The sequence below is a fragment of the Microbacterium sp. HM-570 genome (assembly GCF_054165885.1).
The window spans coordinates 130,033-144,801 of the sequence record NZ_CM135111.1 but is presented as its reverse complement, the minus strand read 5'-3'; the positions used below and the strand labels follow the sequence as shown (position 1 = coordinate 144,801).

The 14,769-nt window shown below is 68.1% G+C and carries 15 protein-coding genes; 2 read left to right on the top strand and 13 right to left on the bottom strand.

Features of this window, described 5'->3' with window-relative positions; all coding sequences use genetic code 11:
• Positions 1-73: 73 nt before the first annotated feature.
• The 13 genes from nusB to ACT9TC_RS00615 form a co-directional block, all read right to left on the bottom strand.
• Positions 74-484: a transcription antitermination factor NusB gene (gene nusB, locus ACT9TC_RS00675; protein ID WP_458041571.1), complete on the bottom strand. Its 411-nt coding sequence runs from the start codon at positions 482-484 to the stop codon at positions 74-76.
• A gap of 4 nt (positions 485-488) precedes the next feature.
• Positions 489-1,049 carry an elongation factor P gene (gene efp, locus ACT9TC_RS00670; RefSeq protein ID WP_458041570.1) on the bottom strand — a complete coding sequence of 187 codons (561 nt, stop codon included), beginning with the start codon at positions 1,047-1,049 and terminating at the stop codon, positions 489-491.
• A gap of 114 nt (positions 1,050-1,163) precedes the next feature.
• The gene (gene aroQ / locus ACT9TC_RS00665; protein WP_458041569.1) at positions 1,164-1,622 is read right to left on the bottom strand and encodes a type II 3-dehydroquinate dehydratase; all 459 of its coding nucleotides are present in this window, start codon (positions 1,620-1,622) and stop codon (positions 1,164-1,166) included.
• An 87-nt stretch (positions 1,623-1,709) separates the two neighbouring features.
• Complete coding sequence (aroB, locus tag ACT9TC_RS00660; protein ID WP_458041568.1) at positions 1,710-2,795, bottom strand: 3-dehydroquinate synthase; 1,086 nt, start codon at positions 2,793-2,795, stop codon at positions 1,710-1,712.
• Positions 2,792-3,310: a shikimate kinase gene (locus ACT9TC_RS00655; RefSeq protein WP_458041567.1), complete on the bottom strand. Its 519-nt coding sequence runs from the start codon at positions 3,308-3,310 to the stop codon at positions 2,792-2,794. The genes aroB and ACT9TC_RS00655 overlap by 4 nt, the downstream gene beginning before the upstream one ends.
• Entirely contained in the window at positions 3,294-4,523 is a 1,230-nt protein-coding gene (gene aroC, locus ACT9TC_RS00650) for a chorismate synthase (protein WP_458041566.1), read from the bottom strand. The genes ACT9TC_RS00655 and aroC overlap by 17 nt, the downstream gene beginning before the upstream one ends.
• Before the next feature lie 4 nt (positions 4,524-4,527).
• A complete protein-coding gene (locus ACT9TC_RS00645; protein WP_458041565.1) occupies positions 4,528-5,376 on the bottom strand; it encodes a shikimate dehydrogenase family protein in 849 nt (282 codons plus the stop codon).
• A gap of 1 nt (position 5,377) precedes the next feature.
• Positions 5,378-7,018 (bottom strand): endolytic transglycosylase MltG, encoded by a 1,641-nt coding sequence (gene mltG / locus ACT9TC_RS00640; RefSeq protein WP_458041564.1) that lies wholly within the window; start codon positions 7,016-7,018, stop codon positions 5,378-5,380.
• A gap of 3 nt (positions 7,019-7,021) precedes the next feature.
• A complete protein-coding gene (gene ruvX, locus ACT9TC_RS00635; RefSeq protein ID WP_458041563.1) occupies positions 7,022-7,489 on the bottom strand; it encodes a Holliday junction resolvase RuvX in 468 nt (155 codons plus the stop codon).
• The gene (gene alaS, locus ACT9TC_RS00630; RefSeq protein WP_458041562.1) at positions 7,486-10,152 is read right to left on the bottom strand and encodes an alanine--tRNA ligase; all 2,667 of its coding nucleotides are present in this window, start codon (positions 10,150-10,152) and stop codon (positions 7,486-7,488) included. The genes ruvX and alaS overlap by 4 nt, the downstream gene beginning before the upstream one ends.
• A 75-nt stretch (positions 10,153-10,227) precedes the next feature.
• The gene (locus ACT9TC_RS00625) at positions 10,228-10,557 is read right to left on the bottom strand and encodes an ATPase (protein WP_458041561.1); all 330 of its coding nucleotides are present in this window, start codon (positions 10,555-10,557) and stop codon (positions 10,228-10,230) included.
• A 172-nt stretch (positions 10,558-10,729) separates the two neighbouring features.
• Positions 10,730-11,359 carry a 30S ribosomal protein S4 gene (gene rpsD, locus ACT9TC_RS00620; RefSeq protein WP_036296063.1) on the bottom strand — a complete coding sequence of 210 codons (630 nt, stop codon included), beginning with the start codon at positions 11,357-11,359 and terminating at the stop codon, positions 10,730-10,732.
• A 169-nt stretch (positions 11,360-11,528) separates the two neighbouring features.
• Positions 11,529-12,908, bottom strand: a complete 1,380-nt coding sequence (locus ACT9TC_RS00615) for a replication-associated recombination protein A (protein WP_458041560.1) — start codon at positions 12,906-12,908, stop codon at positions 11,529-11,531.
• A 239-nt stretch (positions 12,909-13,147) separates the two neighbouring features.
• Between ACT9TC_RS00615 and ACT9TC_RS00610 the strand changes: the two genes are divergently transcribed.
• Both ACT9TC_RS00610 and ACT9TC_RS00605 read left to right on the top strand, forming a co-directional pair.
• Entirely contained in the window at positions 13,148-13,426 is a 279-nt protein-coding gene (locus ACT9TC_RS00610) for a dioxygenase (protein ID WP_458041559.1), read from the top strand.
• A gap of 61 nt (positions 13,427-13,487) precedes the next feature.
• Positions 13,488-14,756 carry a DUF349 domain-containing protein gene (locus tag ACT9TC_RS00605; protein WP_458041558.1) on the top strand — a complete coding sequence of 423 codons (1,269 nt, stop codon included), beginning with the start codon at positions 13,488-13,490 and terminating at the stop codon, positions 14,754-14,756.
• The last annotated feature ends 13 nt before the right edge of the window (positions 14,757-14,769 follow it).

Sequence of the window (14,769 nt, the reverse complement as noted above, 5' to 3'; positions counted from 1 at the left end):
CTCGCTCAACGAGCGAGAGGTGCCCCGGTCATTGAGCGAGGCCCGCAGGGCCGAGACGAAATGACGTATCGCGTCAGGCGGAGCGGGAGACGCGAGCGAGCACACCGTGCACGAACGAGCCGGAGTCGTCGGTCGAGAACTCCTTCGCCAGCTCCACGGCTTCGTCGATCACGACGGCGGTAGGCACCTCGTCGTTGTGCAGCAACTCCCACACGCCCATGCGCAAGAGGGCCCGGTCGACCGCGGGCATCCGATCGATCTTCCAGTCCTTGCTGTGCGTCGCGATCAGCTCGTCGATCTCTTCGTGGTGATCGATCACACCGTCGACGATCTCGCGCGCATAGAGCCAGGATGCCTCGCGGGCCGGCTCGCTCGCGGCGCGCTGGGCTTCGGCCGCCAGAATCACACCGGGTTCATCGCCACGCACATCCGCCTGAAACAGGATGTCGAGGGCGCGCTTGCGCGCCTTACTCCGAGCACTCACCCGGTCAGCTCACGCGGCCGAGGTAGTCACCCGTGCGGGTGTCGACCTTGACCTTGGTGCCCTGCTCGAGGAACAGGGGCACCTGGATCTCGTAGCCGGTCTCGACCGTGGCGGACTTGGTGCCGGCCGACGAGCGATCGCCCTGCAGGCCGGGCTCGGTGTACGTGATCTCGAGGATGACGGATGCGGGCAGCTCGACGTAAAGCGGGTTGCCGTTGTTGAGCGCGATCTGCACCTGCTGGTTCTCGAGCAGGAAGTTCTTCGCGTCGCCGACCGTTGCGGCCGCGACCGTGAGCTGGTCGTAGTCGGCCGTGTCCATGAAGACGAAGTTGTCGCCGTCGTTGTACAGGTACGTGAAGTCGCGGCGATCGACGTTCTCGATCTCGATCTTCGCGCCCGCGTTGTACGTGCGGTCGACGGTCTTGCCCGAGACGACGTTCTTCAGCTTGGTGCGGACGAATGCGCCGCCCTTGCCCGGCTTGACGTGCTGGAACTCGATGACGTTCCACAGCTGTCCGTCGATGCTGAGGACGACGCCGTTCTTGATGTCTGCGGTGGATGCCATGTTCGAAGAATTCCGTTCGTGTGTGGGGCGCGGCTCGTGCTCGCGAAGCGAAGAATGAGCGGTCGCTCTGCCTATCGAAGCGAGCCGACGTTCGATTCTACGGGATGAGGGCGCTCAGCCGTCCGCCGCGCCCGTGATCACGGGGATCAGCAGGCGCACGGCCTTCGCGTATCCTTCAACGCCCTCACCGATCACGTGAACCACGGCGACGTCGCGGACGTACGAGTGGTGGCGGAACTCCTCACGCTCGTACACGTTCGAGACGTGCACCTCGGCGACGGGCAGCGAAACACCGGAGAGCGCGTCCCGCAGCACCACCGACGTGTGTGTGAGCCCACCGGGGTTGATCACGATGCCGGCGCAGTCTGCGCGCGCCGCATGAATCGCGTCGATCAAAACGCCCTCGTGGTTGCTCTGGACGGCGCGGACTTCGAGACCGTGCGCCGCGGCGGCGTCGGACGTGATGCGCTCGACATCGGCGAGCGTCGAGCTGCCGTAGATCTCCGGCTCTCGCGTGCCGAGCAGGTTCAGGTTCGGTCCGTTGACGAGCAGGATGCGGCGGGGCACGGTCATGCTCACCAAACTAGCGGGCTGGTCGCTTCGACAGGCTCAGTGACCGACGGGTGGCTCAGCGACCAACCGGTGCGCACAGCGACCGGGTCAGGATCCCGCGACCTCTTGATACGCGGCGAACAGGAGCGAGTCATCCGGCGCCTGCAGCACCGTGGGACGTGCGATGTCGTCCAACACGATGAATCGCAACAGGCCGCCGCGGGTCTTCTTGTCGCGCTGCATCGATGCGAGCAGCGTGGGCCATGCGCCGGCGCGGTAGGTGGTGGGAAGCCCGAGGAGTTCCAGGATGTCGCGATGACGCGCGGCCGCCGCATCCGGCAGTCGCCCCGCGAGGCGTGACAGTTCGGCGGCGAACACCATGCCAACGGAGATCGCCGCTCCGTGGCGCCAGCGATAGCGCTCGGCGTGCTCGATCGCGTGGCCCAGGGTGTGCCCGTAGTTCAGGACCTCACGCAGCCCCGACTCGTGAAAGTCCTCGCTCACGACGCGGGCCTTCATCCCGATCGCGAGTTCGACGCATTCACGGAAGACGAGGCTCGTGACATCCGTTGCCGCGGCGGGGTCCGCCTCGATCGCGTCGAGGATCTGCGGGTGCGAGATGAAACCGGCCTTGACGACCTCGGCGAATCCGGCGACGGCCTCATTCTTCGGCAGCGACTCGAGCAGGTCCAGGTCGCAGATCACGGCTCTCGGCGCCCAGAAAGCCCCGACGAGGTTCTTGCCCTCGGCCGTGTTGATCCCGGTCTTGCCGCCGACGGCCGCGTCGACCATCCCCAGCACGGTGGTCGGCACCTGCACCAGGTCGACGCCGCGCAACCAGGTGGCCGCGACGAAGCCCGCCAGGTCGGTGACGGCTCCGCCGCCGAAGCCGACGACCGCATCGGTGCGGGTGAAGTCGGCCTGGCCCATGATCTGCCAGCAGAACGCGGCGACCTCGATTCGCTTACCCTGCTCGGCGTCCGGAATCTCCGCCAGCAGTACCTCGCGCGCGCCCTCGTCCATCAGCCGCTCACGCATCTCGGCCGCGCGTGCGCCCAGCGTCGGCGGGTGCACGACCAGCACTTTGCGCACGGTCGGGGCAAGCGCGGCGCCGACGCGATCCAGGATGCCTCGACCCACCGTGATGTCATAGCCGGGCTCACCCGTGACGGTGATGGTGGTGACGTCGTTCATTCGTCTGCTTTCAGCCAGTCCAGAACGGCCGTCGCGACATTCGCGATCGGACCGCAGGATGTATCGAAGGTCACGTCCGCGACCTCCTCGTAGAGTGATCGCCGCTCGGCGAAAATGCGCTCCCAGGCGCCCACGGGGTCGTCGCCCGCCACCAAGGGCCGGTTGGCGTCACGGATGCGCGAGGCCACCGTTCCGGGTGAGACCGTCAGGTAGATCACGCGGTGTGTTGCGAGGGCAGACCGCGTGGTCGGGTCCAAGACCGCTCCCCCGCCGAGCGAGACGACGCCGCCGGTGGCCAGCGCATCCGCGACGGCCATGCGCTCGAGTTCACGGAAGTGCGCCTCACCGTGTTCGGCGAAGATGTCCGGGATCGGACCGTGGTCGACCACGATCACGCGGTCGGTGTCGACGAGCGGAAGCTGCAGCGCGCGGGCGACCCGGCGACCGATGCTCGTCTTGCCCGCACCCATCGGGCCGATGAAGACGATGGCCCCGGAGTCAGCCGAAGAGTTCATGCTCGACGAGGGCCGCCTCGGACGCGGGCGTCGTGCGCAGCGTCTCGGGGATAGCAGCGAGATAGCTGTCGAGGTTGCGGCGCGTCTCGCCGACACTATCGCCGCCGAACTTCTCGAGTGCGGCGTCGGCAAGCACGATGGCGACCATCGCCTCTGCCACCACCCCTGCAGCAGGGACGGCACAGACGTCCGAACGCTGGTGGTGAGCGGAAGCCGTGTCGCCCGTCGCGACGTCGACGGTGCGAAGCGCGTGGGGCACGGTCGCGATGGGCTTCATGCCGGCGCTGACGCGCAGCACGGTGCCGGTCGACATGCCGCCCTCGGTTCCGCCCGCCCGATCGGTCGAGCGCGAGATGCCGTCGGTTGTGGCGAACAACTCGTCGTGGGCGGCCGAGCCTCGGCGCGTCGTGGTGAGGAAGCCGTCGCCGACCTCGACTCCCTTGATCGCCTGGATGCTCATGAGCGCCTGGGCGAGCTTGCCATCGAGGCGTCGATCCCAGTGCACGTGCGACCCGAGTCCCGGCGGCAGACCGTAGGCGAGCACCTCGACGATCCCGCCCAGCGTGTCGCCGTCCTTACGCGCCGCGTCCACCTCGGCGACCATGCGCGTCGAGGTCTCGGCGTCGAAGCAACGCAGGTCGTCGGCGTCCAGCGCGTCGACGTCGTCCGGCGTCGGCAGCGCGGCACCGTCCGGAACATGCACGGTACCGATCGAGAGGGTGTGGCTGACCAGACGGATGCCGAGCTCGGCCAGGAATGCGCGCGCGACCGCGCCGAGGGCGACGCGGGCTGCCGTCTCACGGGCACTTGCGCGCTCGAGGATCGGACGTGCCTCGTCGAAGTCGTACTTCTGCATGCCGACGAGATCGGCGTGGCCCGGTCGCGGACGCGTGAGGGCCGCGCTTCGTCCACGAGACTTCTCGGTCAGTTCGACCGGTTCGGCGCTCATGACCTCGACCCACTTGGGCCACTCGGTGTTGCCGACGCGTAGCGCGATCGGGCTGCCCAGGCTCAGTCCGTGTCGCACACCGGCCGAGATCGTGAGCTCGTCCTGCTCGAACTTCATGCGCGAGCCACGGCCGTAGCCGAGCTTGCGGCGTTGCAGGTCGGCCTGGATCGCGTCCGACGAGATGGGCACGCCGGAGGGCAGACCCTCCATGATGGCGATCAGTTCGGGGCCGTGCGATTCGCCGGCGGTGAGGACGCGGAGCATCCTCCTAGTCTCCCATGAGCGCGGAGCGCATCGCGGCGAACACCGCGTGCTCGTCCGGCAGCGGGGCCTCGACATCGCCCGAGACGAAGAAACGCACCTGCAAAAGCGCCTGGTGCAGCAACATGGGAAGCCCCGACATCACGCGAGCCCCGCCCGTCGACCACGCGTCGGCCAGAGCCGATGGCCAGGGGCTGTAGGCGACATCGAGCAGTGAGCCACCCGCATCCGCCACCGACGCGACGAGTTCGGGAGCGAGCACCGTGCCCCCGGGCAGTGTGCTGATGGTGACGTCGGCGGTGTCCGGCGGGGTCGTCCCGAGCGGGTACGGATGCACGTCAACACCGATGCGATACCCGAGGCTGACGAGCGGCGCGATCGAGACGAGCCTGCGGGCGCAGACATCCACACGTCGCGTGCCGAGCTCGCCGAGCGCGACGATCGCGGAGGATGCGGTGGCCCCGGCGCCGATCAGGCGTGCGACATCCGGCGCCGAAACGCCGAGCTCACGTAAAGCACCCACCAGCCCCCCGACGTCCGTGTTGACGCCGTGTGGTCCGGCATCGGGGCTCAGCCGCAGAGTGTTGACGGCACCGGTGAGTTCGGCGCGACGGTCGCGACGGGCCGCGGCCGCGAAGGCTCGCTCTTTGAGGGGCATCGTCAGCGACAGGCCCCGCCACTCCGGCCCGAGGTCCGCCAGGGCGTCGTCGAGCCCCTCCGCGTCGACCTCGCGTCGGGTATAGCTCCAGGGCAGACCCAGCACGGCGTATGCGGCGGTGTGCAACTCGGGCGAGAGGCTGTGCGCGACGGGGCTGCCCCACACGGCGAGAGCCGCGGGTCCCGAGACATCCGTCACATCAACAACCCGAGTCGGGATTATCGGCACACCAGTTCTGCCACTGCGAAACGGCTCTCTGGTGCTCCGCATAGGTGTCGGTGAAGACGGTCTCACCGGTCTCGAGATTGACCGTCACGAAATAGAGCCATGTGCCCTCGGCCGGACGCATCGCCGCGTCGATCGCGACATCCCCCGGATTGGCGATCGGACCGATCGGCAGGCCAGGCACCTTGTAGGTATTCCAGGGGTTGTCGTCCTCCAGGGCCTCGGCCGACGAGCTGACCGTGCCGTCGCGCATTTCGCCGTAGCCGTACTGAGCCGTCGAGTCCATCTGGAGGTAGCCGTTGGTCTCTTGGTTCTCGGGCTGCATGCGGTTGACGATCACGCGCGACACCTTGTAGAAGTCATCGCTCTCCCGCGCCTCGCGCTGGATGATCGACGCGATCGTGAGGATCCTTTCGCGGTCATCGACGGGCACGCCGGCCGCGTCGAGCGACGTCACCGTGCGGTCGACCATCGTCTGGATCACCTGAGCCGCCGTCACACCCGGATCGAACTCGTACAGAGCGGGGAACAGCCAGCCCTCGAGGCTCGACGCCGAGACGCCGTATGCGGCAGGGTCGGCGACCGCGGCCTGGAAGTCTTCGATCGGCAGCCCGATACCCTCGGCGAGCCGCGGCAATGTCTGTTCCACGGTCAATCCCTCGCGCAGGAGGGCCGAGTTCTCGAGCTTGTTCTCGGGGTTCTCCAGCGCCGCGAGCGCCGCTGCAGACGTCATCTTCTGTTGCAGCTGATAGACGCCCGGATAAAAGACGGGCACGGCATCGAGTTCGAGCAACCACGAGTAAAACGCGCCGGGGGTTTTCGTCACGCCGGCGTTGAAGAGGCTCTGCGAGATCGTCTGTCCCCCGTCGCCCGAGGCGATCGTGACAAGGGCCTCGCCCTCCGCGATGCCGTCTTCGTAGTCGCGCGGCTCTTCCCAGCCCATGAGGGCGCGGATGGGCCCCTCGTAGTTGCTCCACGCCCACGCGACCCCGAGACCGATGCCCCCGAACAACAGGACGACGACACCGAGCGCGATCCACCCGCCGATGCGGCGGTTGCGACGCTTTTCCTTCTTGGACGGGACGATACGTTTCTCCTCGGCGAACAGTTCGTCGAGCGTCGGGGTCGACGTCGCGCGGCCCTCGGGCGAGACATCCTCGAGCGTGGGCGTCGCAGAACGACGCAGTTGCGGCTGCGACCCCGACACGGCGCCCGTGGCGACTCGGCCCGGCATACCTTCCGCCGAGCTCGGGGCACGGGGGGTTGCACGTGGTTCGGGCGCGGGCTCGGCCGGAGTGGAGGCCGTCGCCGATGTGGACGGCGCAGGTTCTGGCGCCGGAACATCCGCTTCCCGACTGGCAGAAGACGCGATCGTGGGGCTCTCACCCGTTGCGCGCTGGCGCAACTCACGGCGCGAAAGCGGAATCTGACGCGCCGCGGCGTCCTCGGCTGAGGACGCCGGCAAGGGCGGCTGAGCGGCGGACGGGGCTACGTCTTCGGATGCCGGGATGGGCGGCTCGTCGACCGCGCGCCTACGCGGATCGGGCAGGCGCCCGAACAGGTCGGCGAGCCGGTCATCGCCGGAATTCTCGTCGGGACGCTTGTCGTCGGACATCAACTACTCCTCGGGCAGGACGGGTTGGCCGGCCGGAAGCCCCGTCCGCTTCTCGACATCGAGAGCTTGCTGCAGGAGCACGACCGCGGCGACCTGGTCCACAATGCTACGGGAACCCCGCTGGGAGCGGCCGGAACGTCGCAGAGCATCGTTCGCTGTCACAGTCGTCAGCCGTTCGTCGAGCATCCGAACGGGCAGAGCGGATGCTTCGGCCACAGCCCCGGCGAACGAGCGAGCATCCGCGGTCGACGCCGTCTCGCGGCCCGCGAGGCTGATCGGCAGCCCCACCACGATCTCGACCGCGTCGAGCTCTCGGGCAATCTCGATCACCCGGGCGATCGGGTCGCCGCTCGCGCGCGGAATCGTCTCGACCGGAGTCGCGAGCAGACCGTCGCGATCGCAACGTGCAACACCGACACGAGCCATGCCGACATCGATGCCGAGTCGCACGCCCGGTCGGAAGCCGCTCACGCGGTGAGTGCCTCGAGAGCGGAGCGGACCGCGGCAAGACCCGCCGGAATGGCCGAGGGGTCCGTGCCGCCGCCCTGGGCGACATCGTCTCGTCCACCGCCGCCCCCGCCGAGAGCGGCCGCGGCACCCTTCGCCAGCGCGCCCGCCTTGGCTCCCGCGGTTCGTGCGGCTTCGTTCGTGGCGACGATCACGACGGCACGACCGTCGACACTGCCGCCGAGCGCGACAACCGCGGGCTCCGTGCCCAGGCGATCACGCACGGCCGTCACCAGTTGACGCAGGTCATCCTGTGACGCGACGGCGCCGACGGACTCAGCCACCAGAGCCGTACCCGAGACCGCCGAAGCTGTCTGCGCGAGAGCCGGAACGCGATCCCGGAGGGCGCGGGTCTCGAAAGCCGCGACCTTCTTCTCGGCCGCTTTCAGGCTTGCGGTCAGCTCGGCGATGCGGGCGGGCAACTGGTCGCGCGGGGTCTTGAGTGTCGAGGTCAGCTGCGAGACGATCGCGCGCTCGGCCGCGAGTTCACGGAAGGCGTCGAGGCCGACGAGGGCCTCCACGCGACGATTGGATGCTCCGACCGACTGTTCGCCGACGAGGTTGATGAGCCCGATCTGTGCGCTCGTGGTCACGTGAGTGCCACCACACAGCTCGCGGGACCAGGGCCCCCCGATGTCGACCATGCGCACGACGTCGCCGTACTTCTCGCCGAAGAGCGCCTGAGCTCCAGCCGCCTTGGCCTCGTCGAGCGACAGCACGCGGGTTGTCACCTCGAGGTTGTCGCGCACCGCATTGTTGGCGATCTCTTCGATCTCGGACTTGGTCGCATCCGAGAGCGACTGCCCCCACGCGAAGTCGAAGCGGAGGTATCCGGCGCGGTTGAGTGATCCGGTCTGCGTCGCCGACGAGCCGAGGGTGTCGCGCAGGGCCGCGTGGATCAGGTGCGTCGCGGAGTGCGCCTGCTGCGCCGCGCGCCGGTTGAGGGCGTCCACGACGGTCGTCGCGGGCTGGCCGACGCCGACCTCGCCCGTCGTCACCTCGACCGTGTGGCTGATGAGACCGGGCACGGGGCGTTGCACGTCGAGAACCTCGAGCTCGTATCCGGGGCCGACGATCACGCCCTTGTCGGCGACTTGTCCACCCGACTCGGCGTAGAGAGCGGTCTCGGCGAGGAAGATCTCCGCGATCTGGCCCGCGCTGGCGCGATCGGCGGGCATACCGTCGACCAGCAGCCCGAGCACGCGAGACTCCGTCTCGAGATCCGTGTAGCCCGTGAACGCGGTCTCTCCGAGCGCGCGCATCTCGCGATAGATGCTGGTGTCGGCGAGCTGACGCTTGCGCGACTTCGCGTCTGCCTTGGCACGGGTGCGCTGCTCGAGCATGAGCGTGTCGAAGGCTTCGCGATCGACCGACAGACCCGCTTCCTGGGCGATCTCGAGAGTGAGGTCGATCGGGAAGCCGTAGGTGTCGTGCAGCAGGAAAGCCTGGGATCCGGAGATCGTCGTGCCCCCGGCATCCTTCATCTGAACGACCGAGTCGTCGAGCAGACTCGATCCGGCCGCCAGGGTCCGCAAGAACGTCGCCTCTTCGGCGAGGGCGTACTGCTCGATCCGCGGGTAGTCGGTCGCGACGATCGGGTACGACTCCTTCATGGCGTCGCGAGAAGCGGCGAACAGCTCCCCGAAGGTCGGGCCGTCCACCCCGAGCAGCCGCATGGAACGGATCGCGCGACGCATGAGACGGCGGAGGATGTACCCGCGGCCCTCGTTCGAGGGTGTGACGCCGTCCGAGAGCAGCATGAGCGATGAGCGGACGTGATCGGCCACGACACGGAAGCGGATGTCGTCCTGATGATCCGCCCCGTAGGTGCGGCCCGAGAGCGCGACGGCCCGGTCGAGGACGGGACGCACCTGGTCCGTCTCGTACATGTTGTCGACACCCTGCTTGATGAACGCGACGCGCTCGAGGCCCATGCCGGTGTCGATGTTCTTGTTCGGCAGTTCGCCGACGATGTCGAAGACGTACTTCGACTGCACGTTGGTGATCTCGTACTGCATGAACACGAGGTTCCAGATCTCGACGTAGCGGTCGTCGTCCGTGGCCGGCCCGCCGTCGATCCCGTAGGCGGGACCGCGGTCGAAGAAGATCTCGGAACACGGACCGGCGGGGCCCGGCAGACCCGTCGACCAGTAGTTGGTGTCCTTACCGAGACGCTGGATGCGCTCCTCCGGCAGGTCGGTCAGCGAGCGCCAGAGGTCGTGGGCCTCGTCGTCTTCTTCGTAGACCGTGACCCACAGGTCCTTCGGGTCAAAGCCCAGGCCACCATCCGCGTCGGGGGTCGTGAGAAGCTCCCAGGCGAAGCGGATGGCGCCTTCCTTGAAGTAGTCGCCGAACGACCAGTTGCCGAGCATCTGGAAAAAGGTGCCGTGCCGCGGAGTGTGCCCGACCTCTTCGATATCGAGCGTGCGGATGCACTTCTGTACGTCCGCGGCGCGCTTGTACGGCGCCGGGACGTCACCGCTCAGGTACGGGATGAACGGCACCATGCCCGCGACAGTGAACAACAGGGCCGGGTCATCGGTGACGAGCGAGGCGCTCGGGACGATCACGTGACCGTTCTTCTCGAAATAGTCGAGGTAACGCTGAGCGATCTCGGCGGTCTTCATGAGCGGGATTCCTCGCAGGGGTCAGCGCGTGAGTAACCGGCCGCCCGGCGAGGGCGGCCGCACAACGGGATGGGATCAGTCCTTGGCCGACTCGGCGGCGTCGGTCACGGCGTCGGAGACGGTCTCGGCAGCATCCGAAACGGCGTCCGACGCGGCGGCCTTCGCGGAAGACGCAGCGTCCGAGGCGGAGGAGGCGACATTGGATGCGACATCCTGCGCCCCGCTGACGAACTCGTCCAGCTTCGCCTCTTGACCCCGGTACGCCTCGCCGATGCGTTCCGTGAACTCGCCGATGCGAGCGTCGACCTCGGCGAGGAGCTCGTGGCCGGTCGGATTCTTGTTGATCACGTGCGCGGCGGCGAAACCGCCGACGATACCGATCAGGAACCAGAGCAGGCTCTTCATGTCACCACTTCCTCGCACTCGTGAGCCGCACGCGCAGCATCCGTCCATCGTAGTGGTCGACGACGAAGGGCGCCCGGATCCTTGCGGATCGGACGCCCTTCGATGGATCGCACTGCTTAGCGCGCCGCGTAACCGTGCCTTCTGCCGCCTACGGCGGTGTACTACGCGGTGCTTAGCGCGCCGCGTAGTACTCGACCACGAGCTGAACCTCGCACGTGACGGGCACCTCGGCCCGCTTCGGGCGCCGAACCAGGCGGGCCTGGAGGGTCGACAGGTCGACCTCGAGGTAACCGGGAACCGGGGGCAGAACGTCGGCGTGACCACCGGCGGCGGCGACCTGGAACGGCTCGGTGCCCTCGCTCTTGGGCTTGACGTGGATCATCTGACCCGGCTTCACGCGGAAGGACGGGCGGTCGACGAGCTGGCCGTCGACGAGGATGTGACGGTGCACGACGAGCTGACGGGCTTGCGCCGTGGTGCGGGCGAAGCCCGAACGCACGACGAGCGCGTCGAGACGCTGCTCGAGCAGCTCGACCAGGTTCTCACCGGTCAGGCCGGACTGGCGGCGCGCCTCGTTGAACGTGTTGCGCATCTGCGCCTCGCGGATGCCGTACTGGGCGCGAAGACGCTGCTTCTCGCGAAGGCGAACGGCGTAGTCGCTGTCCTGCTTGCGCTTGGAGCGGCCGTGCTCGCCCGGTGCGTAGGGGCGCTTCTCGAGGAACTTGGCGGCCTTCGGGGTGAGGGCGATGCCGAGCGCGCGCGAGAGACGGGTTTTGCTGCGGGTCCGTGACTTAGTGGACACGTTTACCTTTCGAGACGTACGAACGTGGAGTACCTCGGCTCGCGCGCAGCGGACCGAGGGAAGTGAAGAGGGGTGTGCCAGGGGCGTCCGGCTACAGGACGACACCCGTCGTTTCTTCTCGCGCAGCCGCACGCTCGACAGAAACTAGGCCAGGGAAGATCCTAGCACGTCAGTCTTCTGACCCCAGGATGCGGCGGATCTTGTCGAGGCGCGTCCGGATGTCGCGTTCCGCACCCCGCGGCGTCGGCTCGTAGTAGCGGACCCCGCGCAGGGGGTCGGGCAGGTACTGCTGCCGGGCCACGCCCACCTCGGTGTCGTGCGGATAGATGTATCCCTTGCCGTGACCGAGCCTTTTCGCCCCCGCGTAGTGCGCGTCGCGCAGGTGCAGAGGCACGGGGCCGGCACGTCCGCCGCGAACATCGGCGATGGCCTTGTCGATCGCCACGTAGGCAGCGTTGGACTTCGCCGCGGTGGCGAGATACGCGGTCGCCTCGGCGAGCGGGATGCGCCCCTCGGGCATCCCGATGAACTGCACCGCGTCCGCCGCCGCCACCGCCATCGGCAGCGCCTGGGGGTCGGCGAGACCGATATCCTCCGCGGCGGAGATGATCAGGCGGCGCGCGATGAACCGCGGGTCCTCCCCCGCTTCGATCATCCGAGCGAGGTAGTGCAGCGACGCATCCACATCCGACCCGCGGATCGATTTGATGAAGGCGCTGATCACGTCATAGTGCTCGTCGCCCTGGCGGTCGTAGCGCAGCAGGGCACGGTCGACGGCCTGTGCCACGACATCGTCCGTTATGACGGGAAGTTCGTCGTCTTCTTCGTTCTCCCCATCGACATCGAGCTCGTCGTCCGCCCGCACTTCGCGGGCCGCGCCGACCATCGACGCCGCGGCCTCGAGCGCGGTCAGTGCACGTCGCGCATCGCCGGACGACAACCTGATCAGCGCGGCACGGGCAGATGAGTCGATCGTCACGCCACCGGCCAAGCCCCGAGCATCTGTCACGGCACGATCCAGGAGCTGGCCGAGCTCTTCGTCCGACAGCGGGCGAAGAGTGAGCAGAAGCGACCGAGAGAGCAGGGGCGACACGACCGAGAACGACGGGTTCTCCGTGGTCGCGGCGATCAGGACGACCCAGCCGTTCTCGACGCCGGGCAACAGCGCATCTTGCTGCGCCTTGGTGAAGCGGTGGATCTCATCCAGGAACAGGATGGTCGAGGCTCCGTACAGATCGCGCTGCGTGAGCGCCTCTTGCATGACCTCGCGGACATCCTTCACACCGGCCGTCACGGCCGACAGCTCAACGAAGCGACGACCCGACGAACGAGCGATCGCCTGCGCGAGCGTCGTCTTGCCGGTGCCCGGCGGGCCCCACAGGATCACCGAGACGGCACCGGTCGACGCCCGATTCGGGTCGGCCAGGGCGACGAGAGGCGAACCCGGCCGCAGCAGGTGCTCCTGACCCGCGATCTCGTCGAGGGATGACGGACGCATGCGGACGGCCAGGGGTGTCGACCCCTGGAACAACGCCTGCGTACCCGTCACCGTCCCAGGCTAGTCGGGGCCGCCTACACACCGGCTCACTCGTCATCCCCCACGACAATCGGCCCATCGCCGGGCGCCAGCACCGGTGCGCGCAATCTCATCCTCGAACGGTCGCGACTCGCCGTTGGGTCGCGCGACATGCGGCGAGTCGCGACCGTTCGCGGGGGTTCCGGGCGCGGGTTTGGTCCGGCTCGGGGCGGCTGCGTAGAGTTCAGGCGATCGATCTCAGGAGCAGACGAATGGCAAAGCCCGACAAAGACCGCGCCGAGCGCGAGCGAGCACGCGTGTATCAGGCACGCCTGCAGCTGCGCGAGTCACAGTTGCGACGCCGGCGGCGCGACACGATCGTGGCTTCGGTGGTCGGCGGCATCGTCATCCTCTCCGCCATCGGCGGTCAGTTCGCCTACTACGGTGCGGGTCCCGGCGCCCCGGTCCCCGCGGTCTCGCCCTCCCCGTCGTCGTCGCCATTACCGAGCATCTCGTCTGATCCGGTACCTGGGCCAACCACGACCCCCTGAGCCTCACGGAGCGTCGTACTAGGCTGGGGGAGTTTCCGCCCCCCACAGCAAGAGGTGCACCGTGTCCCCCGAGCCTGCTTCCGCCCCTGACCTGGCGTGGGGCCGCGTCGACGACGACGGCACCGTCTCCGTCCGCGAGGTCTCCGCCGTAGACGGCACCGACACCTGGCGCGTCGTCGGTCAGTACCCCGATGGAACCCCCGACGAGGCGCTCGCCTACTTCGCGCGCAAATTCAGCGACCTGGCCGACAAGGTCCGCCTGCTCGAGCAGCGCCAGCGTGGCGGCGGAGCGTCGGCATCCGATCTGACCACCGCCGCCAAGCACCTGCGCGCCGAGATCGACGGCGCTTCGGCGGTCGGCAATCTCGCGAATCTCATGGGTCGCGTCGAGGCGATCCTCGAGACGCTGAGCGCCGCCACCGCTACCGAAGCCGCCGCCGCGAAGGAGGCGGTCAACGCCGCCGTCGTCGAGCGCACCGAGCTGGTCGTGAAGGCCGAGGCCCTTGCCGCGCGCGATCCCGAATCCGTGCAGTGGAAGCAGGCGACGCAGGAGCTGAACGACCTCTTCGAGGCCTGGCAGGCGCACCAGCAGAACGGGCCGCGACTGCCCAAGCGCGAATCGCAGGAGCTGTGGAAGCGATTCCGCGACGCCCGCGGCACGGTCGAGAAGCACCGGCGGGAGTTCTTCGCGGAGCTGGACGAGACCCACAAGGGCGCTCGCGATCGCAAAGCGCGCCTGGTCGAGCGCGCCGAGGCCCTTCTCCCCCAGGGTGAGGACGGCATTCCGCGGTACCGCGCTCTGCTGGATGAGTGGAAGGCCGCCGGCCGTGCCGGCAAGAAGGTCGATGACTCCCTCTGGGCGAAGTTCAAGGCCGCGGGTGACGCGCTGTACGCCACGCGCGCCGAAAAAGAGGCCGAAGAGATCGCCGAGTCGGAGCCCAAGATCGAGGCCAAACAGGCGCTCCTCGTCGAGGCAGCCGCGGTCGCCGATGAGCGCAACCTGACGGCGGCCCGATCGCTGCTCGCGTCGATTCAGAGGCGCTGGGACGAGATCGGACGCGTATCGCCGCGTGAGCGCGACCGTTCTCTGGACGATGCGATGCGCAAGATCGAGCAAGCGCTCAAGGCGCGCGAAGAGGTCGATTGGAAGCGCAATAACCCCGAGACGAAGGCCCGTGCCGGCGACATGGCACGTCAGCTCGCCGACGCGATCGACAAGCTCGAGGCCGACCTCGCGGCCGCGACAGCGAAGGGCGATGCCTCGGCCGTGAAGCGAATCACCGCCGACCTCGACACGCGCCGCGCATGGCTCAAGGTCGTCGACGGGTAGAACCGGGTAGAAC

Coding starts and splice junctions, on each gene's coding strand:
- efp (WP_458041570.1), bottom strand. CDS start 1,049: ATGGCATCCACCGCAGACATCAAGAACGGCGTCGTCCTCAGCATCGAC.
- aroQ (WP_458041569.1), bottom strand. CDS start 1,622: ATGACCGTGCCCCGCCGCATCCTGCTCGTCAACGGACCGAACCTGAAC.
- aroB (WP_458041568.1), bottom strand. CDS start 2,795: ATGAACGACGTCACCACCATCACCGTCACGGGTGAGCCCGGCTATGAC.
- ACT9TC_RS00655 (WP_458041567.1), bottom strand. CDS start 3,310: ATGAACTCTTCGGCTGACTCCGGGGCCATCGTCTTCATCGGCCCGATG.
- aroC (WP_458041566.1), bottom strand. CDS start 4,523: ATGCTCCGCGTCCTCACCGCCGGCGAATCGCACGGCCCCGAACTGATC.
- mltG (WP_458041564.1), bottom strand. CDS start 7,018: ATGTCCGACGACAAGCGTCCCGACGAGAATTCCGGCGATGACCGGCTC.
- alaS (WP_458041562.1), bottom strand. CDS start 10,152: ATGAAGACCGCCGAGATCGCTCAGCGTTACCTCGACTATTTCGAGAAG.
- ACT9TC_RS00625 (WP_458041561.1), bottom strand. CDS start 10,557: ATGAAGAGCCTGCTCTGGTTCCTGATCGGTATCGTCGGCGGTTTCGCC.
- ACT9TC_RS00610 (WP_458041559.1), top strand. CDS start 13,148: ATGGCAAAGCCCGACAAAGACCGCGCCGAGCGCGAGCGAGCACGCGTG.